Here is a 25,840-nt window from a genome sequence, read left to right as displayed (position 1 = left end):
TGGTATTTGTACTAATTTACAATATCAATACATTTTCTTTTGCGATTTTGGAAACGTTTCAAAAATATTTTGTAAGCGATTACTTTATTGTTTTGTTTTAAATTATTAATAATCAATTAAAGTTTGGAGGTTGTGCTTTGATAAACATGAAGAACATGAAGGCATTTCGAATCAGCATGATTATTTTACTATTGGTTTCCATGATTTATCCTGTCTTAAGTATAAATGGCGTTCAAGTTGCATTAGCCGATTCTGCGAATGTTTCTGATAATGTGTATGGCAATAATTATTCGAGCCCAGTAAATTCATTATCAATTTCCCAAAACGTATATGCCCCTACAATTGAAAATTCTGGATTTGAGACGGGAGATTTGACCGGTTGGACGGTAATCGAAGGGACGGCATTCGGTCCGGACAGCGTCTCTGATGCTCAAACCTATTGGGCTGAAGGTATTCCATTTCAACAAGAGGGTACCTATCACCTCGATGGATGGAAATATAATGAAACCGATTTGGGAAGATTGCGGTCTTCAACTTTTACTTTAGGCGGTTCTGGTTGGATCACCTTTATGCTGGGCGGTGGCAGACATACAGACCAGGAATATATTGAAGTGCATGATGCAGACACGAATACAGTATTGGCGCGTTTCGGGAATACAGAATGGACAGACAAAAACTTTCCTCATGTGGAACAAGGGCTACGTCTAGCTAACTTGGTGAAATATAAAGCGGACCTTTCCCAACATATTGGGAAAAATCTATATGTCGACATTGTAGATAACGGTACTTCGGATTGGGGCCTTATGTTTGCAGATTCATTTGAAACGTATTACCCAGATGTCCCTAGTGATGGCATTCGCGCTGACAACTTGTATGACCCGGATCCTAAAGAAATTGTAAATCCAGGTTTTGAATCAGGGGATTTGACGGGATGGAATGTTGTTGAAGGTCATGCATTCGGTTCTCATAGTGTTACAGCGGATACTTACTGGTGGGCTGAAAAAATCCCTTACAATCAGGAAGGCAGCTATCATCTGGACGGATGGAACAATGGAGAGAGCGGTGCCGAAGCAGAGACAGGCAAGCTGCGTTCCTCCACATTCAAATTAAGTGGTACCGGCTGGATTAGCTTCCGGTTGGGTGGTGGCAAGAATACAGATCTGGTGCATATCGATGTCTATGATTCGAATACAAATGAATTACTTGCCAGATATGGCAACACGGAATTTAATGACGCTAACTTTCCAAATGTCGATCAAGGCCTGCGTCTAGCCAATATGGTCCAGTATAAAGCTAATTTGTCGGCGTTTTTGGGAGAAAATCTGTACATTGAGCTTGTCGATAATGCCACAAGCGATTGGGGACTCATGTTTGCCGATGATTTCAAAACTTACCTAACAAGTGTTCCTTTGGAAGGCATTGAGGCAAAAAATTTGTATACACCGGTAACCTACGAACCGCGCAATCCTAGTTTCGAGACGGGCAATTTAATGGGGTGGACCATCGTATCTGGGGATGCATTCGGTCCTAGCAGCGTATCCAAGGATACCTACTGGTGGACTGAGAAGATTCCGTTTAATCAGGAAGGTACTTACCATTTGGATGGCTGGCGGTATGATGAATCGAAAACCGGTATTCTGAGGTCATCAACATTTACCTTAGGAGGGGCTGGTTGGGTTACCTTTAAGCTAGGTGGCGGTAAAAATACCAATCTCGTTCATGTTGATATTTATAATGCAGATACGGATGAGCTGATTGCACGTTATGGGAATACGGAGTTTAAGGATATTAATTTTCCTCATATTGATCAGGGAATGAACTTGGCTAATATGGTCCAATACAGAGCTGATCTGTCCAATCACTTGAATGAAAATCTGTATATTGAAATCGTCGATAACGCTACTAGCGATTGGGGGATTATTTTCGCAGACGCCTTCTATACGTACCATACGACCGTCCCGACAGAAGGTATAGTAGCTACGAATCTCTACTACGTAACCCCTGCAGATATTCAAAATCCTGGATTTGAAACCGGAGATTTAACAGGGTGGACCATACAAGGGGATGCATTCTCTAGCGCGGTAACGAACAAGACGGCAGACGAAGCGCTGAATCTCTACGGTCAGCAGGGTACTTATCATGTCGGAGGTTTTACACAATCCAATGATAGGACGGGAACCTTAACGTCAAGCTCCTTTAGGCTTTCGGGAACCGGATTTATTGACTTTCTGGTCAGTGGCGGTAAGGACACAGATCATTTATATGTTGCATTGGTGCGCGCATCGGATCATACCGTACTGATGAAGGCTACTGGCAATCAATCTGATATATATACGCGAGTTACATGGGATGCAACGCCATATATCGGTGAGGAACTTTATATTCAAGTTGTTGATGAAAGCAGCTTCGACCATATGAACGTTGATGATTTCCATGTCCTAGGTTTGGGTGAAATCGGAAGCTGGAGCTTTAATGAAATGAATGGAACAACAACTCTGGACCAGGTACGAAATAGGCAAGATGATGTTAATTATGTGTTTAATGATGCAAAGTATAAACCGAACAGTGCTCCGGAATGGAGGGAAGGTGTAGCCGGCAAAGGTTTGCTTTTCGATGGGTACTCGACATGGATTTCCAGACATGCAAATGAAATTGCAAAACCAAGTGATGAAATTACAATTTCAGCGTGGGTAGCTCCAAGATCGTATGAGTGGGGCGATCAAGGGAAGCTGTCGGCTATAGTGAATCAATATGACCCTACAAACAATTCGGGTTATATACTTGGCATGGGTAGGTTAGGCACTTGGTCATTTCAGGCCGGAATTAACGGTAAATGGACGGAAGTGTGGGCGGATCCTAACAAACCTCTGAATAAGTTCGAATGGTCGTACGTGACAGCAACTTATAGCAAAACGGATGGAATGTTACGTTTATATTTGAATGGTGAACAGGTTGGAGAAACGAGATCGGAGAAGAAGCTGGCTATTACTCCGGCGGGCAGCGACTTCATGATCGGTAAGAATAATTCGGGAGCGATCATTAACGGCGTATTTACAGCCAACATGTTCAACGGCATGATGGATGAAGTGAAGCTCTACAACAAAAGGCTCAGCGCGGAAGAAATTCAGTCCCAATATAATTCGGTAAAGTCGACCTTCTCGAATGGCAGCGTACCGAAACCTAACCTAGATTTCGACCGGAGCGTGTATGATGGCGACCGTTACAGGCCTCAATATCATTTTATTGCTCCCGGACAATGGATGAACGAGCCTCATGCACCGCTTTATTTTAATGGTAAGTATCATATTTTCTATCAATTTGATCCGCAAGGTCCTTATTGGCATCAGATTCATTGGGGTCATGCAGTTAGTGATGACATGGTGCATTGGAAGGATATGCCTGTTGCTATTGCACCGACAGCAGGTTCGGAGACACCTGATGGTGTATGGTCAGGCAGCTCAGTCGTAGACGATAACGGTAATCCGGCGCTCTTCTTTACTGCAGGTAATGATAGCGCCACTCCGAATCAATCGGTAGGTTTAGCGAGAAGTACATTCAATAATGACGGAGATGTCAATCTTGGGAATTGGACATTACATGGTCAACCTATTGTTAATCAATCAGCCAATTTGCCTGCTACTGAAGGCGAAGTATGGTATGGCAATTTCCGTGACCCATTCGTCTGGAAAGACGGAGATACCTGGTATCTCATTATTGGATCAGGAATCAAGAATGTTGGTGGAGCGGCTCTTTTGTATACATCCAAAGATATGGTTAATTGGGAGTACCAGCATCCATTCTTTGTAGGGGACTATACGAAATATCACAAGACCGGGCAAGTCTGGGAACTTCCCGTATTCCTTCCGCTCGGTAAGGATAGTAAGGGTACGATGAAATACGCCATGTTGATTAACCCTTGGTTCGATCATTATGATGCAGATAATGTTAAATATGTATTCTATTGGATTGGTACATGGGATAAGGCAAATAACAAGTTTGTTCCTGATCAAGAGGAGCCAAGGCTGTTTGACTACGGTGAGCACTTCACTGGTCCAAGTGGAATGGTTGATGGTAAGGGAAGGACAATTCTGTTCAGCATTGCACAGGACCGCCGTTCTGAGCAGCAACACTATGATGCAGGATGGGCGCATAATGCAGGATTGCCAGTCGTTTTGTCGCTTCGTAATGATACGGAGCTTGGAATTACACCGATAGAAGAGTTGAATTCTCTACGTGGCGATCAGATTGTAAATGTAGAGCAGTCGAATCTCGCTCAGGCAAACGACAAATTGCAGCAAGTGAAAGGTGACATGCTTGAAATTATACTGGAAGCACATGTAGGTAGCGCAAAGAAGCTAGGATTCAAGCTTCGTGCGACTACGGATGGGCAGGAAGAAACAAATCTTTACTACGATGTTGAAAACAAGTTATTAAGCATCGATAGAATGAAATCATCCCTGGACCCGGATATTTTAAAAGGTATTCAGAGCGGGAATATGGAGTTGGACGGAGATCTGCTGAAATTGCATATGTATCTAGACCGCTCCATGATTGAAGCTTACGCCAATGGCAAAAAAAGTATCACTTCACGTATTTATCCTACACGTGGTGATGCGATGAATGTGAGTCTGTGGAGTGACGGCGGAGATATCGATATTCAAAGCTTGAAGGTTTGGAAAATGAACTCTGCATATGGCAGCAAGATGGAATCGTATTGGCAGCCTGTAAAGCAGGAGCCTGCAACGGGTACGCTTGAGAATCACGATTTTGAAACAGGTGATTTGACAGGCTGGATAGCTGAAGATACCGCGTTTTCTAACAAGAATGTGACAAAGGTCAATGATTGGGGATGGGGTGGGCCCTTTAATCAGGCTTCGGACCGAAACGATCCTAATCGATATCATGTGTGGGGATTGAATCCTGAAGATGGTGAAGATGCGACAGGCACTCTGAAGTCAAAGAATTTTATACTAGGCGGTAATGGTGGTATTAACTTCCTTATTGGTGGAGGGAAGGACATCGATAATCTGTATGTGGCGCTTGTCCGTGCTAAGGATAAAGTCATCCTAATGAAAGAAACGGGAGCTGACAACGAACAGTACCGAAGAATCTCTTGGGATGCATCAGCTTATTTGGGTCAAGAACTATATATGGAAGTAGTCGATAATAAAAAGGGTGGATGGGGACATATCAACGTTGATAATTTCAATGTACCTGTTGCCTTAGATAATTCCCAAGGTTCAGTACTTCATGGAGGTCAAGGTTCTCAGGAAGCTTCTGATGCGCAAAGCAACGGGCTTTCGTCCAACAGCATCAAAGTTACCGTTGATCAGCTTAAAAAAGAAGTTAATCAGAATGGTGTTACCGTTACGAAAGTGAATATTGACGATAAATCTCTAAAAGCTTTACTTGGGACGTTAAAAGATGATGCGTTACACCAAGTATTCATTGATGTGCCGGTAACAGTGGATGATGCCGCAGATGTTTCTTTGCCGCTCTCGGTACTGCGCGATGCTGTTGAAACACAATCAAATGGGATTATCAGCATTCGATTAGATCAGGTGACTTATGAATTGCCTTTGCAGCTGTTCTCCAATGATAAATACAAGGGTATCGACGGACAAATTCACGTTGTAATTGAACCACAGTCCGCGAAAGACCTAGCGTTGCTGCAAGGGAAATTGGCTTTATCCAATCTGAAGGTGATCTCAGGAGCAATAGATTTCAAGATTATACTTGACGATAACGGCAAAAAATCTGAAATTAACGATTTTGGAAATCTCTATGTGTCTCGTTCCGTAACTCTCAATCAGTATGTGGATTCAAAAACGAGCACAGCCGTAATGTATAATCCTCAATCAGGGGAAGTATCTTTTGTTCCGGCTATCTTTGAGAGTAAGGATGGAAAAACAGTCGTCACCATGAAGAGAAATGGCAACAGTATGTATACGGTAGTTCAATCAAGCAATTCCTTCTCGGATATTCAACATCATTGGGCCGAACATGAGATTCGTTTACTTGCATCCAAACAAATCTTGAGTGGTTTAAGTGAAGATCGTTTCGGACCCGATATTCATGTAACGAGAGCTGAGTTCGCAACGATGCTGGTTCGTTCGTTAGGACTCATCGACCAAGCAGATGGAAGCTCTAGCTTTAACGACGTTGATGCAACGGCCTGGTATTCAAGACCAGTTGGGGCTGCAGTGGATTTTGGTATCATAAATGGCTATCAAGACGGGAGTTTCAAACCTGATCAATTGGTTACCAGAGAAGAGATTTCGGTAATGCTTTCCAGAGCTATACAGTTTGCGAGAGGATATGTGGATCACACAACAACTGCAGATGGGATGTTGGCCCAATACTCGGACGGTACGATGGTAAGTGACTGGGCGAAGCAAGCTATTTTGGAGAGTCTTCAAAACAATCTGATGAACGGTGACTCTGAAGGGAAATTGCGACCCGCTTCCTTTGCGACAAGAGCCGAGACAGCGGTAATGATCAAGCGATTCCTCATTTACATTCATTTTATGAATTAGCTCGGACAGATACAAGCTGGGGAATAGTTGTGAGCTTTCCCCAGCTTGCTTTTAACTTTATTGAGACTGCATGACTGTGAAAGGAGATGATACATGTAAGTAATGAGACGAAAAGAAAAGTAGACAGTGAGATGTATGGAAATGATACCAGGCACGTCTATATGAAGGAGTTGATTAATTATGGGAAAATGGAAAAAAACGTGTGCGTACTTAATCTCCGCATTCATGCTAGGTTCAGGGTTGCTCATTTCTACTCCTGAAGTACAAGCCGCTACAACTTTAGTTGGTCAGTGGAGTTTTAATGAAGGTAATGGAAAGGTAACCAAAGAACAGGTGTCACAAACAAACGATACTATCAACTATGTATTTAACCAAGCGGTGTATAAACCCTCAACCGACCCAGAATGGAGGAATGATGGAATAAGCGGCAAAGCATTGCTGTTTGACGGCTATTCCACATGGGTGACCCATCCTGCGATAACAACACCTCAATCACAAATTAGTATTGAAGCTTGGGTAGCCCCACGTGCCTATGAATGGGGAGATGGAAACAAGCTGGAAGCTATTGTGAATCAGCAAAACAAGGATGCGAAACAAGGTTTTATTTTAGGTATTGATCGTCATGGTACCTGGTCATTCCAATTCGGATCGAATAACAATTGGTATGAAGTGTGGTCATTTGAACCGCTTCCTAAATATGAATGGTCTTACTTAACGGCCACGTACGACAGTCAAACTGGGAAAATGGTGTTATATGTAAACGGCAAGCAGGTAAGTTCAAATATGGCTCCGGTACATTCTCTCCTCACACCTGCGAGTACGGACCTGCTCATAGGAAAGAATAACCAAAGTACAAATCTAGGTGTGTTTCCGCTTAATATGTTCAATGGACTTATAGACGAAATCAAAGTCTCAAACGGTACCCTCAGCCCTATTGAAGTTGAGAACGCTTACAACGCCTATATGGCTGCTTTAGGCGGTAATCTGCCAACGCCTGACTTAAAATTTGATAGATCGGTCTATAACGGAGATACATATAGACCGACTTACCATGCAATTGCCCCGCAGCATTGGCAGAATGAGCCGCATGCGCCGTTATTTTTCAACGGCCAGTATCATTTGTTTTATCAATTCAACCAACACGGACCCTATTGGCATAATATGCATTGGGGGCATTGGGTCAGCACCGACATGGTCCATTGGCGTGACCTTCCGCCTGCCCTATCTCCTGGATTATTTCAGGTGGACCCAGACGGTGACTGCTTCACCATGTAAAAGTGTAGAGTAAAGCTTTCATTTACTGATTCTAAGAATAACTAAACGCGCTAATAAACTTGCTGTGATATAAAATAAAAAGGAATAAATGAATTTCCATGTATTTAAATGATAATAACCGATCCATACAAAAATTGGTTCAGCTACGAATGCTATGACAGCCCCAGTTAAGATGTTGGCGATAATAAAGGTTTTCAAATTTGATGAAAATAATTGATACACGATCATTAAGATGATTGGCACTAATATAGAATCAGCAGTCAATAGTGGAGGAATTATTGGAATTAATTTCATTGGGTATCCCCACCATGAAAGATTAGTTCCAAAATCGTCAAGAATAACTGCCATGATGTTTATCATGCACCCATAAAAGGCTATTTCATATGCTCTTTTTTTATCGACGATTCTCCACCAAATAATCAGTGGAAATATAGATAACCCAACGAGCAGCCACCATTCCCATGTAAACACAGTTTCATATTTCCATTGATGAACAGTGAGCTGATGCAGTTTATCCCTTGCCTTTTGTACTTCCTCATAAGCCTCAGTTAAATGGTTTCCCATCTTGTTGCTCCTCGAATAATTTATTTTTCCGAGATACCTTTGAGTTTGTTTAATTTTCCAATCACTCATTAGTCAACAATATTTCCCCAATAACATCCCGATTATTCCTTGATCGAAACATTATCGACTAAGTATGTATGACCCTAAATAGGCAATAATAAAAATACAGAATTTAACAAAGAAAAGGAAAGCCATCGTAGTGAATAACTTTGAAAATGTTGAAAATAAATTTCGCCGCTACAAAGCCCATGTTAGCATTGCCGGAACAACGCAATTTCATTTGCGAAACCCTTACGTAATCGCATGGTGGTCGGCAGCTTTTCCGGGTTTTGGTCATCTTTTGTTGAGTAAGTATTTACGGGGATTAGTGTTGTTCATTTGGGAAGTGATTGTCAATTACAATGCAAAAATCAATTTAGCCATGGTCCATTCGTTTTGCGGGAATATAGATCTTGCTAAAGAAGTATTAGACGTTAGATGGATGCTCATGTATATTCCCGTTTATTTATTTGGCATTTGGGACAGTTATCGAACATGCGTCGATATGAATAAAGTTTATTTGCTCGCTGAACGAGAAGATGCGCCTTATAATTCCTTTAGTATTGGAGCACTTGAAATCAATTATCTAGACAAACGTAAACCTATTATGTCCGTCCTTTGGTCTTTATTTATGCCAGGACTTGGGCAACTGCATATACACAGACTCTTAACGGCTTTCTTCTCACTTGTATGGACGATACTCTTTTTATATTTCTCAAAGACGCTTGTTGCCGTTCATCACCTATTCATGGGGGAGATAACACAAGCAACAGAAGTTTTGGATAAACAATGGCTTTTGTATATGCCCTCCATGTGGGGATTTGCTGTTTTCGATTCGTATCTGAACACCGTTGAGAATAATAAATTGTTCGATTCTGAACAAAATACACATCTCATAAAAAAGTACCAAAGTCCGAAGTTTAAGGTTAGAAGGGGAGAATAGTAGGTGAATAAGGTGATCCAAATTTTCTCCACTTTTGAACATTCAACAAATTTAGAGTTGGCTATTAGTTCTTTAGAGAAAAACGGCATCAATAAAGAGAATATCTTCGCAGTCCCTTTAACCAATCGAAAAACCCAACGTAGAATGTTTGATAGTATTCACAACGCAGATGGGATTTCGCTTATTAGCACAGGAGCGATGTTAGGTACTGCATTTGCAGTTATAGGAGCAAGTGTTGGGTTTAAACTTGCGTGGGGTCCGATTTATTGGGGACTTATTGGCACTGGTGCAGGCTTTATATTAGGGTTTTTAATTGATTTGTTTTATTACAGAGTCATAAAGAAACAACAACGCCTTTTGAGCGTTAAAAATTCAGAAATTATTATTATTGTAGAGTGTGAAGAGAATAAAGGTGACATTGTGGAAGAAGTCCTATGGCATCATTTAGCTCTAGGTACTGCGAGAATCATAAGTTAAAACCCAAACTAGCCCTATGCAATAACGGGATGGCTCTATTTTATTAACACGGTAGCCATGACTCATAAAATGGCTCTGAGACAGTGAAATATTCATTAATACAAGTTTTTCTATTCACCAAGTTATTTGACGCTTACGTTCAATTGCTGTGCTCACTATCGCAGCCCTTTATACCTGAGATGGAACTTTAGGTGGGATTGGTCACGTTGGTGGCCAAGGTGCGATAGTGAAGGGGGTTCTTCCTTACATCCGAGAAGCTCGGCGATAGCGGAGAGGGGTCGTTTTGCAAATTTCTCGGAACACCCGGCCAAACTGGACCAGAGATCCGAAGCCTACTTGGTCGGCGATGTCAATGACCTTAATGGTTGTTGTCGCCAGCAAGCGCTGAGCTTCTTGAATTCGTACGAGATGGATGTACTCCACGAAAGCGAAGCCGGTAACTCTTTTGAACATTCTGCTTACATAAGTCGGGTTCATATGGAACCGCTCCGCTACATCTTCCAACCGGATATTTTCCATATAGTGTGCATTGATATATTGGACGATCTTGGAGATTTTCTCATGCAGCGGGCTTAGATGCTCGGGTGCCTGCACAGGGTGCATGCGTACGTAGCGGGCAGTGAGCAGCAGCAGTTCAATCAGGTACTGCCGAAGCAGGAAATGTTGTCCGAGTAATGGTTCCTTGATTTCAGACATCATTTTTTGAAAAATGGCTTCAACGGTGGGGCGAAATGCAGGCTCTAATTGGAGCACAGGCGTTCCTTGTGCGAATGCATCGAGCAGATAGGGAATTTCTACCGTCGCAGAGCCGAGAAAGCTTTCGCTAAAATTCATAACAACCCGCTCATGGCCGAGCTTGTCCGAATCTGCCGTGGCATGAAGCTCTCTGCGTTTGATGAGCACAAGATCGCCGGGAGTAATCAGATAAGCATGATCCTTGATAAAATACATGCGCTCGCCATGGTAGAGATAATAGAGCTCGTAAACATCATGCATATGATTCGTCCGCTCAAATGAACCGGATCGCTGAATGTGCTGAAAATAGAAGGGTCCGTCTTCCTTGCCGAACGTAACGGAATGAGTCATGGCGAAGCCTCCTTAAATGAACTGTATATAAAGAATCACAGTCGCTCATAAATCGGATGAGAGGTGATTCATTGTCTTGTTTTAGCTATATCTTATTATAAACGAATCGAATTCCATGCGATACTAAGCGTAAAAAGAACAGGGAGGCCATAGGCCTCCCTCTGAGTTGTTGATAAAGCAGGGTCGATTCCGAGCTTCAGTAGCTTTTCTCCGAGCGCTGTTGACATTTTGTTATTCGATTAGGATAAAAGACTTCTAAGGTGATAACAAAACTGTCAAAGGCGCCCGCTACGCTTCTCCGAAAACTACTGAGCCCTCCAATTCCCTTTATCAACAGTCGAAGGGAGGCCATAGGCCTCCCTTGATCTTACTTGCTCTTAATCATGTTAACCAATCTCCAAATACTCCCCGAGCTCTTTGAACAACGCCTTATAGTTCACATCATCCGGAATGACGAGCGCTAACGGCTCGTTTAACTTGAGCACATACATCCCTAGAATGGATTTGGCATCAGCCATCCCGCTTACTCCGTGAATCCAAATGTCGAAGTCGTATTTGCATACAATTTGATTGATTTTCTCGATATCCTTGACGTCTTTTACTTTAATAGGTGTTTTCATGATGGACCTCCCCTTTCCCAAATTCATGATTGGAATTGTTTTACAAAGGAAGTATATCAAAAGAAGTGATCCGCTTATATATAAAATAGTACGCAGTTTCCTTGAATATTCTCATGTCTTTCAGCAATAAAAATCATTGATGACGGAGGTCTCTAACCGACCTGCGAACCAACAGATCTGAGGGAAGTACGATTTTTTTCCATGGGTCTGGTTGGTCACGGCTTTGAATGCGTTCGATCAACATCTGCGTGCCGGTATAGCCGAATTGGTAAGCCTGCTGGGAAATAACGGTCAAGAACGGGTCTACTTCCGAAAAAGGGCCAAGATCATCAAATCCCACAACGGAAATGTCTTCAGGCACTCGCAGTCCACGCTTATGAAGCATTCGAATCGTTTCTACAGCGAGTACATTGTTGCCTGCCAAGATGGCTGTCGGAAAGGGCTGCATGTGATCCAGCCAGGCTTCTATATGTGAATAATCATCGATGGGGCGGAAGCTGGATTCATGCATATAGCCCTCGTGAACCGGGAGGTCATTCAGCTTCATGCCGTCGAGATATCCTTGGAGGCGAAGCCGGGCGCTGGAGGTAGTGGATACCCCGTTAACCATGGCTATGCGGCGGTGGCCCAGATCAGACAAGTGCTCCACGAGTCTGCGAGCGCCGTCCCTGCTGTCGCCAAGGACAAGGTCGGCCTCCATGCCGGGCACTTCCCGGTCGAGCAGGACAAAGGGAACGCTGCTGCTTTGAAGTCTTTCGAGATTAGGAAGAGAAGAGTCTCCGGTGGGCGCTATCAAGACACCGTCTACTCGAGTAGCCAGAATGGTGTTGATATAATCGGCTTCTTTCTCCAGTGTTTCATCACTATTTCCAAACAATAAGCGATACCCGTATTTACGCGCGGCATCTTCGGCTCCACGGGAGAGGGTTGTATAGAAAGGGTTCGTAATGTCGGTGATGAGCAAAAACAACAGATTGGTTTGCTGAAGCACGAGGCTTCTGGCCATGTGATTGGGAACATAGTTCAGCTCTTCCATAACCCTTTTCACCTTGGAGCGGGTTTTTTCGCTGATTCTCCCTGTGTTATTGATAACTCTAGAAACGGTCATAGCGGAGACGTTAGCCTTCTTCGCAATATCGTAAATCGTAACCATGGTAGCGGCTCCTTGCTTTCATATTCTGAATCTTATATTACCGAAGATGGGGATTGACAGCAAGAGGGTTCGTTGATATTTTAATGTTATCGGTAACTCAAAACCAACAAAATGTCTGGAGGTCTCTATATGACAGTTGAACAGGTTCGCTGGAAAGAAGGATTTCCCAAAATCGGTATTCGTCCGACCATTGATGGTAGACGCAAGGGAGTGCGTGAGTCCCTGGAAGATCAAACGATGGCTATGGCTGAGTCTGTGGCCCGCTTACTTACGGAGCAATTGCGGTATCCGAACGGACAACCGGTGGAATGCGTGATTGCGGATTCATGCATCGGTGGCGTGGCGGAATCTGCGGCATGTGCAACCAAATTTGCTAGGGCTGGGGTTGGTGTCTCGATTACCGTAACACCTTGCTGGTGCTATGGTACGGAGACGATGGATATGGACCCCTCCATTCCGAAAGCAGTCTGGGGATTTAACGGAACCGAGCGTCCCGGGGCGGTTTACTTGGCTGCAGTGCTTGCCGGCTATGCACAAAAGGGGCTTCCGGCTTTCGGCATATATGGAGGAGAAGTGCAGGATGCCGGAGATACGACGATTCCGGAGGATGTGAAGGAAAAGCTGCTTCGATTTGCTAAAGCGGGAATTGCAACTGCAATTATGCGTGGATCCTCTTACTTGTCAATGGGCTCTGTATCCATGGGAATCGCGGGCTCGATGGTTAGCGACAGCTTCTTTCAGGAATATCTCGGCATGAGAACGGAATATATCGATATGACTGAATTTGTACGAAGGATGGAAGAAGGCATCTATGATTCTGCGGAATTTGAGAAAGCGCTTGCATGGGTGGAAGAGAACTGCAAGGAAGGCGCAGACAACAATCCGGAGTCGATTCAGAAGACCCGGGAGCAGAAGGATCAAGACTGGGAGACTGTGGTCAAAATGACCCTGATTGCCCGTGATCTGATGGTTGGCAACCCGCGTCTTGCCGAGCTTGGCTACGGAGAAGAGGCTCTGGGTCATAACGCCATCGTATCCGGCTTTCAAGGACAGCGTCAGTGGACGGATCACTTCCCGAACGGTGACTTCCTTGAAGCGATTCTGAACTCCTCGTTCGACTGGAACGGTATTCGCGCGCCGTATCTGGTGGCTACGGAGAATGACAGCTTGAACGGAGCTGTGATGCTGATGGGGTATTTGCTAACCAATACAGCTCAAATATTTGCTGATGTGCGGACGTACTGGAGCGCGGAATCCGTTGAGCGGGTTACCGGTCATAAGCTCGATGGTCTGGCCGAGAACGGCATGCTTCACCTGATCAACTCGGGCCCGGCCACGCTGGATGGAACTGGCGAACAGCAAGAGAATGGGAAGCCTGTCATGAAGCCGTTCTGGAACATTACAGAAGAGGAAGCGGATCGATGTCTGCAAGCGACTTCCTGGAGACCGGCATCTGTGGAATATTTCCGCGGAGGCGGCTATTCGTCCGATTATTTAACACGCGGTGGCATGCCAATGACCATGTCCCGCATTAATTTGGTCAAAGGCATCGGACCTGTGCTGCAGATCGCCGAAGGATATTCCGTGGAGCTTCCGGAACACGTGCACGATGTGTTGGATAAACGCACGGACCCTACCTGGCCGACGACTTGGTTTGCACCTGTGTTAAACGGTGAAGGGGCATTCCGCAGTGTGTATGACGTTATGGACAATTGGGGAGCCAACCACGGATCGATCAGCTACGGCCATATTGGCGCGGATTTGATTACGCTGGCATCGATTCTTCGCATTCCTGTCAATATGCATAACGTACCGGATGAAAAGCTTTTCCGCCCTCGGGCTTGGGGCTTGTTTGGAACCAAAGACGCGGAAGCGGCGGATTACCGGGCTTGCCAAAATTTCGGACCTATTTACAAATGAAGGAGGCTGGAGAGGTGAGCAAAATCAGTGGGAGCGTTTCTTCCATTCGGGAAGAACTGTGTACCTATGCAAGGAAGACCGTAGCGAATCGGTTGGTTGTCGGTCCCGGCGGCAATATCTCCGCAAGATGGGAGGATAAAATGTATCTTTCCCCCAGCGGCTTTGCGCTAGATGAAATCTCACCCGAGCAGTGGGTGGAGGTGGATATCCCAACCGGAGAAATTACGGATACAGGCTTCCGTCCCTCCTCAGAAGTGCTTATGCATTTGTACGCCTACCGGGCTAACCCGAGCATCGGAGCTATCGTTCATACCCACCCGCCTTATTGTATTGCTTTTACGCTAGTTGAAAAGGAGCTTCCCGTTATGTTTCCGGACCAGGCTGCTTTGGTCGGTAAGACTGTGTATGTGCCTTATGTACTGCCAACAACAGATAAACTGGCGGATGCATTCGTTGAAAAGGTCCATGAAGCGAGCTCTGTGCTTCTTGGCAATCACGGACTCGTCACAACAGGACGCAATTTAAGGGAAGCTTACTATCGTACGGAGGTTGTGGAGGAAAGTGCGAAAATCTATCTGATCGCAAAAGCAATCCAGGAGCCGAAGGCGCTCACGAATGAAGAATTTCAAGAGATTGCTTCGCTGGAAAGTGAAGCTTACCGTATTCAATTACTGCAAAAGATGAAATAAAACGCCAATGATTAGGTGAGGGAGGGAGCGCAGATGTTAGAGGACCAGGAGGTACTTGCGTTCGACCTGGGAGCGAGCAGCGGCCGGGCCCTGATCGGCAGGATGATCCATGAATCAGGTGGGGCTCCCCGTCTGAAAGTGGAGGAGATTCACAGGTTCCCGAACGGACCCGTGGAGATCGGCGATCACTTGTACTGGGATATTCTTAGGCTGCTTGAAGAATTGAAAACAGGGCTGCGCAAAGCTTTTCAGGACGGATACAGCCCCCGGACCTTCGGCATTGACACATGGGGAGTTGATTTCGGGCTGCTCGACGCTAACGGTGAGCTGATGGGAAACCCCTATCACTACCGAGACCCTCACACTCAGGAAGTGATCGAGGACGTCGTTTCGTCTATCGGCAAGGAAGCCTTGTTCGAGCAGAGCGGTCTCCAGCTCATGCCCTTTAATACGGTTTACCAGCTGGCTGCGATGAAACAGGCGGCATCCCCGAAGCTCGATGCCGCCCGGACGTTACTGCTCACTCCCGACCTGCTCGTTTATTTTCTGACAGGGCGCATGGTCTGCGAATTTACGATGGCGACGACAACGCAGCTATACCATCCAAGCAAGCAGGCTTGGAATACGGAGCTGATGGATCGCCTGAGCATTCCGCCTCATCTCTTTCTTGAGGTGATTCATCCAGGCACTGCCATCGCTCCATTAACCCAGCGGGTATGCAAGGAGCTAGGCGTACCTCCGGTTGAGGCTGTAGCCGTAGGCACTCATGATACGGAATCGGCAGCCGTTGCTGTTCCTTGCTGTTCGGATGAATCTTTTGTCTATTTGGTCTGCGGGACCTGGTCCCTAATGGGGACGGAGCGGGAGCAGCCTCTTCTGACGGAGGAAGCGGCTAGGCTGGAATTTTCCAATGAAGGCGGAGTCGGCGGCACGTACCAGTTGCTCAAAAATATTATGGGTCTGTGGATCCTGCAGGAGTGCAAGGCGGAGTGGGACGGTCAGGGTAGTGTTTATTCATATTCCCGCCTTGTCCAAGAGGCCGCCGGTGCTGAGCCGTTCCGAAGTCTGATCGACCCGGATGATTTCCGCTTCTATTCCCCGCATGACATGATCGGCAAAATTCAAGCCTTCTGTCTGGAATCCGGGCAGCCTGTACCTCAGCGTGTAGGCGAGATCACCCGCTGTGTGCTTGAGAGCTTGGCGCTGAAATACAAGCAGACCGTGCTGCAGATCGAGTCGCTCACAGGGGAGTCTTTTCAAGGCCTGCATATGGTTGGCGGAGGCATTCAGAATGAGCTGTTGTGTCAGCTTACGGCAAATGCGTTGGCTCGGCCTGTATGGGCGGGCCCGGTTGAGGCCAGCGCAATTGGCAACATGCTGGTTCAATACATGTCGACCGGGCATTGCAAGGATCTCCAGACTGCCAGAAGGCTGGTGGCTGATTCCTTCCCGATTCGGCTGTATGAACCGCAGCAACATCCAGAATGGGTGAATGCCTATCTGAGATTTACGCAATTACAAGCAAGGAAGGAGGAAGAACAATGCTGAAAGGTATATCGCCCTACATTTCGCCGGAGCTAATGAAAGTCATGATGGAGATGGGGCATGGAGATGAGATCGTGCTGGCTGACGGCAATTTCCCAGCGGCTAGCCATGCAAAGACTCTCGTCCGCTGTGACGGTCATTCGCTGCCCGTGCTGTTGGATGCCATCTTGGAGCTGTTTCCTCTTGACCCTTATGTGGCCAAACCTGTCGCACTCATGCAAGTCGTTGCGGGTGATCCTGTGGAAACTCCCATTTGGGAGGAGTAGAGGCCATTATCCGAAATAGAGCGGGATTGGCCGAACCTTTTGAACAAGTCGAGCGCTTTGCATTTTATGAGCGTGCGAAACAGGCATACGCCATTGTCGCCACGGGTGAGAAGGCGCTGTATGCCAACGTGATTTTGAAGAAAGGCGTTGTGTAAAGGTATGCCTGCCCTTGGATACCAAGGAGCAGGGAGAGTGTCGATAAAGTGAAATGGAGGGATCAGTAGTTTTCGGAGAGGCGTAGCGCTCGGAGAAAAGCTACTGAAGCTCGTAATGGCTCAGCTTTATCGATATTCACAGCCTGCCCTTGGTCCCCAAGGGCAGGCTTTTTTTAAGCAACTGGATGCTGCAAATCATACAAAAACACACATTTTCTCAGAGAATCCTCCACTCCTTTGTTCCAGACAGTCAGCTAAGATTAGTCTTGTAAGATACAGATGCAGATAAGAGTGGAGTGACGATCATGAGTGGGCCATTAGTGCTTATGGAGGGAATTGACAAGCAATTCCCTGGGGTCTTGGCGTTGAACCAATGCCGATTTGAACTGCAGGCTGGTGAAGTGCACGCTCTGGTAGGAGAGAACGGCGCTGGAAAATCAACCATGATGAAAATTCTTACCGGCGTGTATTCGAAGGATGCCGGCACCATTTTGTATAAGGGACAGGAAGTTCACATTCCTAACACGAAGGCGGCGCAAGAGCGGGGGATCAGTATCATTCATCAAGAGCTGAATATGATGCCCCACCTGACGGTTGCCCAGAATATTTTTATCGGACGTGAACCCCGCAGGGGGTGGTTTTTGAATGAGAAGGAGCTCAATGCGAAGACTCAGGCGCTGTTTGATCTAATGAATCTGAAGCTGGATCCAAGAACGGTCATGTCTGAGCTTACGGTTGCCAAGCAGCAAATGGTGGAAATTGCGAAAGCGCTCTCTTTTGAATCGGAGGTTCTCATTATGGATGAACCGACGGCTGCGCTGACGCAATCCGAGATTGAGGAGCTCTTCCGGATGATTGAGCAGCTTAGAAAACGCGGAGTTGGCATTGTATACATTTCCCACCGCATGGAAGAGCTCAAACGCATCACAGACCGCATTACGGTCATGCGTGACGGCTGCTACATCGATACGGTTCGGACCGCCTCGATCACGATTGATCAGATTATTTCCATGATGGTCGGACGGGAAATCCAGCATGTGACGAAGCCCGCTATAACGACGCAAAGTAAGGACAGAGTGCTGGAGGTTCGCGGTTTAAACCAAGGCTCTTCTCTTCAAAATATCAGCTTCCATGTGAATCGGGGAGAAATTGTCGGCTTTGCCGGATTAATGGGCGCAGGGCGAACAGAGGTGGCAAGGGCTATTTTCGGCGCTGATCCTTATGATTCGGGGGAGATCATCATCCACGGCAAGCCTGCCAAGATCAAGCAGCCGCATGATGCGGTAGCACATGGACTCGGTTATTTGTCAGAAGACCGCAAGCGTTTCGGATGTCTGGTGGATATGGATGTCAAAATGAATGTTGCCGTTTCCAGCTATGCCCGGTTTAGCAGGTCAGGGTGGATGAATGATGCCGGCATTAGGCAAACCGCCGAACAACATGTGGAAACGCTAAGGATTAAGACGCCTGGGGTAGATCAACTAGTCAAGTTTCTATCGGGAGGCAACCAGCAAAAGGTGGTTATCAGCAAGTGGCTGACTCGAAATTGTGACATTCTGATCTTTGATGAGCCGACCCGAGGCATTGATGTCGGAGCCAAATCCGAAATATACAAGCTTCTGGAGCAGCTGGCGGCGGACGGAAAAGCAATCCTCATGATTTCCTCCGAATTGCCGGAAGTTTTGAGACTGAGCCATCGAATCATCGTGATGTGTGAGGGCAGGATCACCGGAGAGCTTAGCAGCGAAGAAGCAGATCAAGAAAAAATCATGAAATTTGCAACAGCGAGAAATTAGGGGGATAGGACCAATGAAAGTTACGTTATCCAACCAGCAGCCGTCGTTGAAAGGCGGCACGATGCAAAAAATGCTTGCCTTTGCCAGTCTGATCTTGTTAGTTGTCATCTTCTCGTTATCATCCAGCAACTTCTTTCGCTTTGACAATCTGGTCGCCATTATCCTCGCTACCGCAGTTACCGGGGTACTGGCACTGGGCTCAACCTTTGTCATCATAACCTCAGGAATTGATCTGGCTGTAGGAACGGTCATGACCTTTGCTTCTGTCATCACAGGTCTGATTGTCACGACTTGGCAGCTGTCCATGCCGCTTGGCATCGTCGGCGGTATTGCAGCAGGGGCCTTATGCGGTCTGATCAGCGGGCTCGCCGTAGCGAAGATGAAAATTCCGCCTTTTATCGCTACATTGGCCATGATGATGATCACGAAAGGCTTGTCGCTTGTTTTATCGCACACAAAGCCGATTTATTTTAATGATACTCCGGCCTTTTCGCAAATTTCGATGGGGTCGATCATCGGTTCGATCGTTCCGGGCTGGGATATTCCCAATGCTGTACTGATCTTCTTCGTACTGGCGATTATCGCGAGTCTCATTCTCTCCAAGACCATTATCGGGCGCTTCACCTTTGCGCTGGGCAGTAATGAAGAGGCTACCAGACTCTCGGGCATTAACGTCGACCGCTGGAAAATCATCATCTATACGATTACCGGCGTGTTCAGCGGGATTGCGGGTATCTTGATGGCGTCCCGATTGAATTCGGCGCAGCCGGCATTAGGTGCCGGTTATGAGCTGGAGGCTATCGCAGCTGTAGTTATCGGCGGCACTTCGCTTAGCGGTGGCCAAGGCTCTATATTGGGGACGGTCATCGGCGCTTTGATTATGAGTGTACTAACGAATGGGCTTCGAATTCTGTCCGTACCGCAGGAGTGGCAAACGGTCATTGTCGGCTTGGTCGTCATCATGGCTGTCTATGCGGATATTCTTCGCAGGAAGAAAAAGAACTAAGCAAAGAAGAATGAACCACGGTAGAACCTCCAACAAGGAGTTTCATACAATCCAAATTAAATGACTAGGGAGATCACAAGTATGGCAAAGAAACCGTATATGAAGCTTACAGGCATGATGCTTTTGACTGCAGCACTTCTGAGCGCTTGCGGAGGCGGAACGGGGGCTGGCACCGGAGCAGGAGCAAGTGCAACTCCAGGTGCGCAGCAAGCAAGCGAAGCGCCTAAGGCTTCTGCGAAGCCGGCTGAAACCAAATCAGCGGAGAAAATCTACATTCCGGTCATCTCTAAGGGATTCCAGCACCAATTTTGGCAGGCTGTTAAGCAAGGCGCTGAAAAGGCGGCGAAAGAGTTCGATGTAGAAATCACGTTTGAAGGGCCGGAAACGGAAGCACAAGTAGACAAACAAATCGAAATGCTGCAAGCTGCGCTCGGCAAAAATCCGAAAGCGATTGCCCTGGCGGCGCTGGACACGAAAGCTGCGCTGCCGCTGCTGCAGAAGGCAAAGTCTGCAAACATCCCGATCATCGGCTTTGACTCCGGTGTAGACAGCGATATTCCGGTGACCACAGCGGCTACCGACAATAAAGCGGCGGCTGCGCTCGCAGCAGATAAAATGGCGGAAGCGATCGGCAAGGAAGGCGAGATCGCCCTTGTCGTCCATGACCAGACGAGCCGAACAGGTGTCGACCGCCGTGACGGATTCACGGAAGAAATCAAAGCCAAGTACCCGAATATCAAAATTGTGGATACTCAGTACGGTGGCGGAGACCAATTGAAATCGACAGACCTGGCTAAAGCCATCATTCAGGCTCATCCGAACATTAAAGGAATTTTCGGCGCTAATGAAGGTTCGGCTATCGGCGTTGTGAACGCCGTGACAGAGCTGAAGAAGGATAAGATTGTCGTTATCGGTTTCGACTCCGGCAAGCAGCAAATCGAAGCCATCCGCAGCGGCAAGATGCTAGGCGCCATTACTCAGGATCCGATCGGTATCGGCTACTGGGCAGTGAAAGCGGCTGTGCAGTCGTTGAAGGGCGAAAGTGTGCCGAAAACCATTGACACAGGCTTCCACTGGTTTGATAAAACGAATATGGACTCCGATGAAATCAAGCCTTTGCTTTACAATTGATTCGGAGTGGTGAGAAGACAGCCCCGTGGTTGTCTTCTTACCCGTTTCATGTGAGAATATTGAAAGCGGCATCATTTCGCGAGCGATCTATCCTATCCATCTGTGAGGTTAATCTTATGTATACGTTAATCCTGGTTGATGATGAAGATGAAGTAAGAGAAGGTATTATAAGCAGAACGAATTGGGCTGCCTGCGGCTTTCAGCTGGTAGGGGCATTCGAGAACGGCAGGGATGCGGCAGAAGCCCTGGAGTCACTTCGTCCGGATGTGATTATTACCGATATTTCCATGCCATTCATGAATGGACTAGAGCTTACGCGTATTGCGATGGAGACCTGCAAGGACACCAAAATCGTGATTATTACCGGCTATGAAGAGTTTGAGTATGCCAAACAGGCGATTTCCCTCAAAGTAAGCGAGTACCTCATGAAGCCGATCAATCTACAGGAATTTACGGCTTTCCTAGAAAAATTAAAGCTGGAGCTTGATGATGAGCACATGTCGCGGGAGAATCTCAGTACGATTCGCCAGCAATTGAATCAAAGCCTGCCGCTGCTGAAGGAACGGTTCTTAGAGCGGATGGTGAGCTCGATCATGAAGAAGGATGAGATCGACAGGAGATTCAAGTATTTTGACCTATCACTTGCCGGGTCTTATTTTATTGCGCTGGTGGCGGGAATCGACGATTTGCATACGAAAGAGGCCTCCCGAATTGCGATAGATGCAAATACAGATATTGAACTTTTACAATTTGCCGTCTATAACATTTTCCAGGAAATATTTGAAAAAGAACATGCCGGCATCGTATTCCGCAATCGAGATGACAATATCGTCATCCTGCTGTCCGGTGATGGTGAGGAGGTCGGCACGCTGGCCCAGACTTTGGCTTCACAGACTGCTTACAGTGTAGAGAAATTCCTTAGGCTTTCCCTCACCATTGGAGTAGGGCGGACGTATACATCACTGCCTCATTTGTCCAAATCGTATCAGGAGGCATGCTCCGCCTTGGATTACCGCTTACTGCTTGGAAGCAACCGCTTGATCTGCATTACCGACTTGGAAAGAGGAATACGTTCCGATACTGTGGAGTATTTGGAATGGGAAAAACGACTGCTTTCAGCATTGAAAATGGGCAAGGGAAATCAGGTGAGCAAAGTACTCACATCTTGGCTGGAGGAATGGAGGTCAACAGGCCTTTCGGTAGAGAGATGCTTTGGCATGCTGCACAAGCTGCTTGCGGCGCTGATGAACTGGGTGACGGAAACCGGCTGCGATGAGGTTGAAGTCTTTGGCAGGGACCCCTTCGGGGAAATGAAATCGTATCACACGCTTGACCATATCAAACAATGGTTAGAGGAGCTGTGCCATCGGATTGTGTGTCATGTCGGAGAAAAACGCAACGTCGATACCCAGAATCACATGCAGCTTGCCGTAGCCTATATTCATGAGCATTACGGAAATGAGACGTTATCGTTACAGCAGGTATGCGCGTATATATTCATGAGCAGCAGCTATTTCAGCGCCCTGTTTAAACAGCATACCGGGCTTACCTTTGTGGAATATTTAACCAAGCACCGGATGGAAAAGGCGAAGGAGCTGCTTCTAGCGACGGCACTCAAGACCTATGAAATCGCAGCCCGAGTAGGCTATAGTGACCCGCAATATTTTAGTGTCATTTTCAAAAGGCAAACGGGAATGACGCCGAAGGAATTCCGAAACCGGATTCAAGCGGGCGAGGCTCTATGAGAGGAGTTCGCTTCTTTCAATTCAAAAGCATTCATATCCAGATCGCAGCGGCATTCTCTGTTCTTATTCTTTGCACTACCGCCATTCTTAGCTTTACAGCCTATAAGCTTTCGGAAGATGCAGTTACGAATAATTCACTGGAATATACCACAGAGCTCGTCAAGCAAGTTTATACTAATGTGGAAACGTATATCCAAAATATTGAGAACATTTCCTCCCTGACGTTAGATAACGGTGACCTGAAACGCTATGCGTCTATGAAGAACGAACATAGTGAAGAAGATCAGCTGCTGGAAACGCAAATTCGGGAGTATTTCCATTCGATCATTACCTCCCATCATGATATCACTTCCATTGTCTTTGTCTCAGATGACGGGGGAGTCGTATCCGACCGGGCTGCGGATCTTTTAAAGCAGGAGAACGTCATGAAAGAGCAGGAGTGGTATAAGCGGGCAGTTGAGCTCCAGGGTCAAACGGCCGTTTCTTCCTCTCATGTACAAAATTTATATATAGGCGAGTACCGTTGGGTCGTGTCGATCAGCAGGCAGCTTCCAGCTCATGATGGACACGGCGGAGGTGTGCTGTTGGTCGACTTGAACTACAGTGTCATTAACAACCTATGTAAACAGGTCCAGGTAGGTAAACATGGGTATGTGTTCATCATCGACCCCTCCGGTGATTTGGTGTATCATCCGCAGCAGCAAATTATGAATACACAGCTCAAATCGGAAAGAATTGAAGACATTCTTCATGCCAAAGACGGAACAGTTGTGCTGAATTCAGGGAATGAACGGAAAATATATACCGTCTCGACCACCAAATTTGGGTGGAAAATTGTCGGGGTGATTTATCCGGAGGATCTCGCTCCCAACAAACGTGCTATGCAGCTGTCTACAGCTTATTGGGGAAGTCTTTGTTTGGCGATTGCGCTCATCCTTTCTTTTTCATCTCTTTTACGTTGTCGAGACCGCTCAAACAGCTGGAATCACACATTAAGCTTGTTGAAAAAGGGAACTTCGACCTGCGTGTCGACATTGAAAACACGAATGAGATCGGAAAATTGGCCCGAAGCTTTAATTTAATGATTTACAAAATTAAGGAGCTCATGCAGCAGATCGTGTACGAGCAGGAAAACAAGCGAATGAGTGAGTTAAAAGCGCTCCAGGCGCAAATTAAGCCGCATTTCCTCTATAATACGTTGGACTCCATTATATGGATGGCTGAAACCGGGAAGCTGAATGAAGTCGTAAGCATGACTTCCGCGCTGGCGAAGCTCCTGAGATCCAGCATCAGCAAGGGCGGAGAGCTGGTAACCATCGCAGTTGAATTAGAGCAAATTCGCCATTACTTGACCATTCAACAGATCCGTTACCGCAATAAATTTACGTATTCTATTGATGTGCCTGAAGAGCTGTATCAAGCAAAGATATTAAAGCTGGTTCTGCAGCCGCTCGTAGAGAATGCGATCTATCATGGCATGAAGCATAAAGCGGAGCTCGGACATATTCGTATCACCGGCCAAAGAAAGCACAATACGATTGAGCTAGCTGTCGTGGACGATGGTGTCGGCATGACCGAGGAGAAGGCAAGGACGATTCTAAGCGAACGCAAACCCGTACCGGATGGCTTCACCAGCTCGGGGGTCGGCGTGCAAAATGTTCATGAACGGATTGAGCTATATTTTGGCGTAGGGTATGGGCTTAGCTTCGAGAGTGAGCTGGATGAGGGTACGACGGTTACCATCCTGGTGCCTTACCTAACGGAGGAAGAGGGGGGTAGCAGAATTGAAGAAATTCATAGGGCTTATCTGTGCCACCGTATTACTCCTGGCCGGCGGTGCGGGTTATTACTCTTGGGATATGTTTAGAGCTGCCGATCCCAGCAGACCGATTGTGTTTGTTCCCAAAACGACGGACGCGCGGATCTCTTTCTGGCAGGTCATGAATCAAGGCGTGATGGCGGCTGCCAAGGAGTACGGCGCAGAAGTAAACATTATAGGAACAGCTGCTGAGACAGATATTGATGAGCAGATTCATCTGTTGGAGCAAGTGATCCCCCAGAAGCCGAAAGCGATCGTACTGGCTGCGACCGATTACAATCGGCTGGTGCCGATCAGTAATAAGATCAAGGAAGCGGGCATTCCTCTCATTACCGTCGACTCCGGGGTAAACGGAGATATGGCGGATAGCTTTGTCGCAACGGATAATTATTCAGCCGGGAGAAAAGCGGGCCAGTTCATGCGGGATTTGCTGCCTGCCCATGCCAAGGTTGCTGTTTTGAGTACGGTAAAGGGTTCTATTAGCGTAATGGAGCGGGAGAGGGTGTCCGGGACAGCTTGACGGAAGGCGGACTGATTGTAACCGACACCCTGTATTCGGATGCGCAAGAGGAACGCGCCTACCAGCTAGCTACAGGATTGCTGAAGGGGAATGAAGCGCATAGACCGGATGGCATCATCTGCTTGAATGAACCGACCAGCACGGGAGCGGCTAGAGCCATGAAAGAACAGCAGCTGGCTGTGGGTGAAATCCCCATGGTTGGCTTCGACAGCTCGAAAGAGGAGATTAAGTTTTTGGAGGAAGGGATTTTTCAAGCCATTGTGGTGCAGAAGCCATTTAACATGGGATATTTAGCCATAAAGACGGCTTTGGAGGCATCCGAAGGAAAAAAGGTCGAGCTCCGCATTGATACGGGAGCCAGCGTCATTACCAAGGATACGATGTACACCAAGGACAATCAGAAGCTGCTCGTTCCTTTCGTGGAGCACGAAGGGCAGTGACGGAGGAGCGATGAGGGTTTCTAGCGCCAAAGATCAAGTCCGATTCGTCGATTGAGGATATTGCGGTCGATCCCGGCACGTAACTGATGGGTATAAACATTGATGAGCATCAGGT

The 25,840-nt window shown here is 46.7% G+C and carries 19 protein-coding genes and 1 pseudogene; 16 read left to right on the top strand and 4 right to left on the bottom strand.

The features are described 5' to 3' along the window. The first annotated feature begins 146 nt into the window (after positions 1-146). Together L0M14_RS22235 and L0M14_RS22230 are read left to right on the top strand one after the other, a co-directional pair. Positions 147-6,536, top strand: coding sequence for a GH32 C-terminal domain-containing protein (locus L0M14_RS22235; protein ID WP_235123002.1), 6,390 nt, complete (start codon positions 147-149; stop codon positions 6,534-6,536). Positions 6,537-6,716: 180 nt separating this feature from the next. Continuing rightward, positions 6,717-7,811: a LamG domain-containing protein gene (locus L0M14_RS22230; protein WP_235118736.1), complete on the top strand. Its 1,095-nt coding sequence runs from the start codon at positions 6,717-6,719 to the stop codon at positions 7,809-7,811. An 18-nt stretch (positions 7,812-7,829) separates the two neighbouring features. On the opposite strand, the gene L0M14_RS22225 is transcribed toward L0M14_RS22230, so the two are convergent. Next, positions 7,830-8,375 (bottom strand): CBO0543 family protein, encoded by a 546-nt coding sequence (locus L0M14_RS22225; RefSeq protein WP_235118735.1) that lies wholly within the window; start codon positions 8,373-8,375, stop codon positions 7,830-7,832. A gap of 199 nt (positions 8,376-8,574) precedes the next feature. On the opposite strand from L0M14_RS22225, the gene L0M14_RS22220 reads away from it, so the two are divergent. Continuing rightward, a complete protein-coding gene (locus tag L0M14_RS22220; protein WP_235118734.1) occupies positions 8,575-9,357 on the top strand; it encodes a hypothetical protein in 783 nt (260 codons plus the stop codon). Between the two features lie 12 nt (positions 9,358-9,369). Continuing rightward, positions 9,370-9,834, top strand: a complete 465-nt coding sequence (locus L0M14_RS22215; RefSeq protein ID WP_235123001.1) for a hypothetical protein — start codon at positions 9,370-9,372, stop codon at positions 9,832-9,834. A 243-nt stretch (positions 9,835-10,077) separates the two neighbouring features. Here L0M14_RS22215 and L0M14_RS22210 read toward each other — a convergent pair whose 3' ends face one another. The 3 genes from L0M14_RS22210 to L0M14_RS22200 all read right to left on the bottom strand — a co-directional run bounded on the left by L0M14_RS22210 (position 10,078) and on the right by L0M14_RS22200 (position 12,693). Continuing rightward, the gene (locus L0M14_RS22210; RefSeq protein WP_235118733.1) at positions 10,078-10,920 is read right to left on the bottom strand and encodes an AraC family transcriptional regulator; all 843 of its coding nucleotides are present in this window, start codon (positions 10,918-10,920) and stop codon (positions 10,078-10,080) included. Between the two features lie 386 nt (positions 10,921-11,306). Next, positions 11,307-11,540: an HPr family phosphocarrier protein gene (locus tag L0M14_RS22205; RefSeq protein WP_235118732.1), complete on the bottom strand. Its 234-nt coding sequence runs from the start codon at positions 11,538-11,540 to the stop codon at positions 11,307-11,309. Positions 11,541-11,673: 133 nt separating this feature from the next. Further along, on the bottom strand, positions 11,674-12,693 hold the full coding sequence (locus L0M14_RS22200; RefSeq protein ID WP_235118731.1) for a LacI family DNA-binding transcriptional regulator: 1,020 nt from the start codon (positions 12,691-12,693) through the stop codon (positions 11,674-11,676). 129 nt (positions 12,694-12,822) lie between these two features. Here L0M14_RS22200 and L0M14_RS22195 point away from each other — a divergent pair, with 129 nt between their 5' ends. The 12 genes and pseudogenes from L0M14_RS22195 (at position 12,823) to L0M14_RS31210 (ending at position 25,725) form a co-directional block, all read left to right on the top strand. Next, positions 12,823-14,613, top strand: coding sequence for an L-fucose isomerase (locus L0M14_RS22195; RefSeq protein ID WP_235118730.1), 1,791 nt, complete (start codon positions 12,823-12,825; stop codon positions 14,611-14,613). A 14-nt stretch (positions 14,614-14,627) separates the two neighbouring features. After that, entirely contained in the window at positions 14,628-15,302 is a 675-nt protein-coding gene (locus tag L0M14_RS22190) for a class II aldolase/adducin family protein (RefSeq protein ID WP_235118729.1), read from the top strand. Positions 15,303-15,335: 33 nt separating this feature from the next. Then, positions 15,336-16,850, top strand: a complete 1,515-nt coding sequence (locus L0M14_RS22185) for a rhamnulokinase (protein ID WP_235118728.1) — start codon at positions 15,336-15,338, stop codon at positions 16,848-16,850. Continuing rightward, positions 16,844-17,268: pseudogene (gene fucU, locus L0M14_RS22180) on the top strand (L-fucose mutarotase). The gene L0M14_RS22185 and the pseudogene fucU overlap by 7 nt, the downstream one beginning before the upstream one ends. Positions 17,269-17,573: 305 nt before the next feature. Next, entirely contained in the window at positions 17,574-19,064 is a 1,491-nt protein-coding gene (locus tag L0M14_RS22175; protein WP_235118727.1) for a sugar ABC transporter ATP-binding protein, read from the top strand. Positions 19,065-19,077: 13 nt separating this feature from the next. Then, entirely contained in the window at positions 19,078-20,070 is a 993-nt protein-coding gene (locus L0M14_RS22170; protein WP_235118726.1) for an ABC transporter permease, read from the top strand. An 81-nt stretch (positions 20,071-20,151) separates the two neighbouring features. Beyond that, positions 20,152-21,201: an ABC transporter substrate-binding protein gene (locus L0M14_RS22165; protein ID WP_235118725.1), complete on the top strand. Its 1,050-nt coding sequence runs from the start codon at positions 20,152-20,154 to the stop codon at positions 21,199-21,201. Between the two features lie 116 nt (positions 21,202-21,317). Further along, positions 21,318-22,946 carry a helix-turn-helix domain-containing protein gene (locus L0M14_RS22160; RefSeq protein ID WP_235118724.1) on the top strand — a complete coding sequence of 543 codons (1,629 nt, stop codon included), beginning with the start codon at positions 21,318-21,320 and terminating at the stop codon, positions 22,944-22,946. Next, positions 22,943-24,028 (top strand): cache domain-containing protein, encoded by a 1,086-nt coding sequence (locus tag L0M14_RS22155; protein WP_235118723.1) that lies wholly within the window; start codon positions 22,943-22,945, stop codon positions 24,026-24,028. The genes L0M14_RS22160 and L0M14_RS22155 overlap by 4 nt, the downstream gene beginning before the upstream one ends. Further along, positions 23,926-24,813 carry a sensor histidine kinase gene (locus tag L0M14_RS22150; protein WP_235123000.1) on the top strand — a complete coding sequence of 296 codons (888 nt, stop codon included), beginning with the start codon at positions 23,926-23,928 and terminating at the stop codon, positions 24,811-24,813. The genes L0M14_RS22155 and L0M14_RS22150 overlap by 103 nt, the downstream gene beginning before the upstream one ends. Next, positions 24,731-25,285: a substrate-binding domain-containing protein gene (locus tag L0M14_RS31215; RefSeq protein WP_260115383.1), complete on the top strand. Its 555-nt coding sequence runs from the start codon at positions 24,731-24,733 to the stop codon at positions 25,283-25,285. The genes L0M14_RS22150 and L0M14_RS31215 overlap by 83 nt, the downstream gene beginning before the upstream one ends. Beyond that, the gene (locus L0M14_RS31210) at positions 25,282-25,725 is read left to right on the top strand and encodes a substrate-binding domain-containing protein (protein ID WP_260115382.1); all 444 of its coding nucleotides are present in this window, start codon (positions 25,282-25,284) and stop codon (positions 25,723-25,725) included. The genes L0M14_RS31215 and L0M14_RS31210 overlap by 4 nt, the downstream gene beginning before the upstream one ends. Positions 25,726-25,840 lie beyond the last annotated feature (115 nt).

It is taken from the genome of Paenibacillus hexagrammi (assembly GCF_021513275.1).
GTDB classification, from domain to species: Bacteria; Bacillota; Bacilli; order Paenibacillales; family NBRC-103111; genus Paenibacillus_E; species Paenibacillus_E hexagrammi.
Note: the sequence above shows the minus strand (reverse complement) of the source record. Positions and strands in the feature narration are given on the sequence as shown.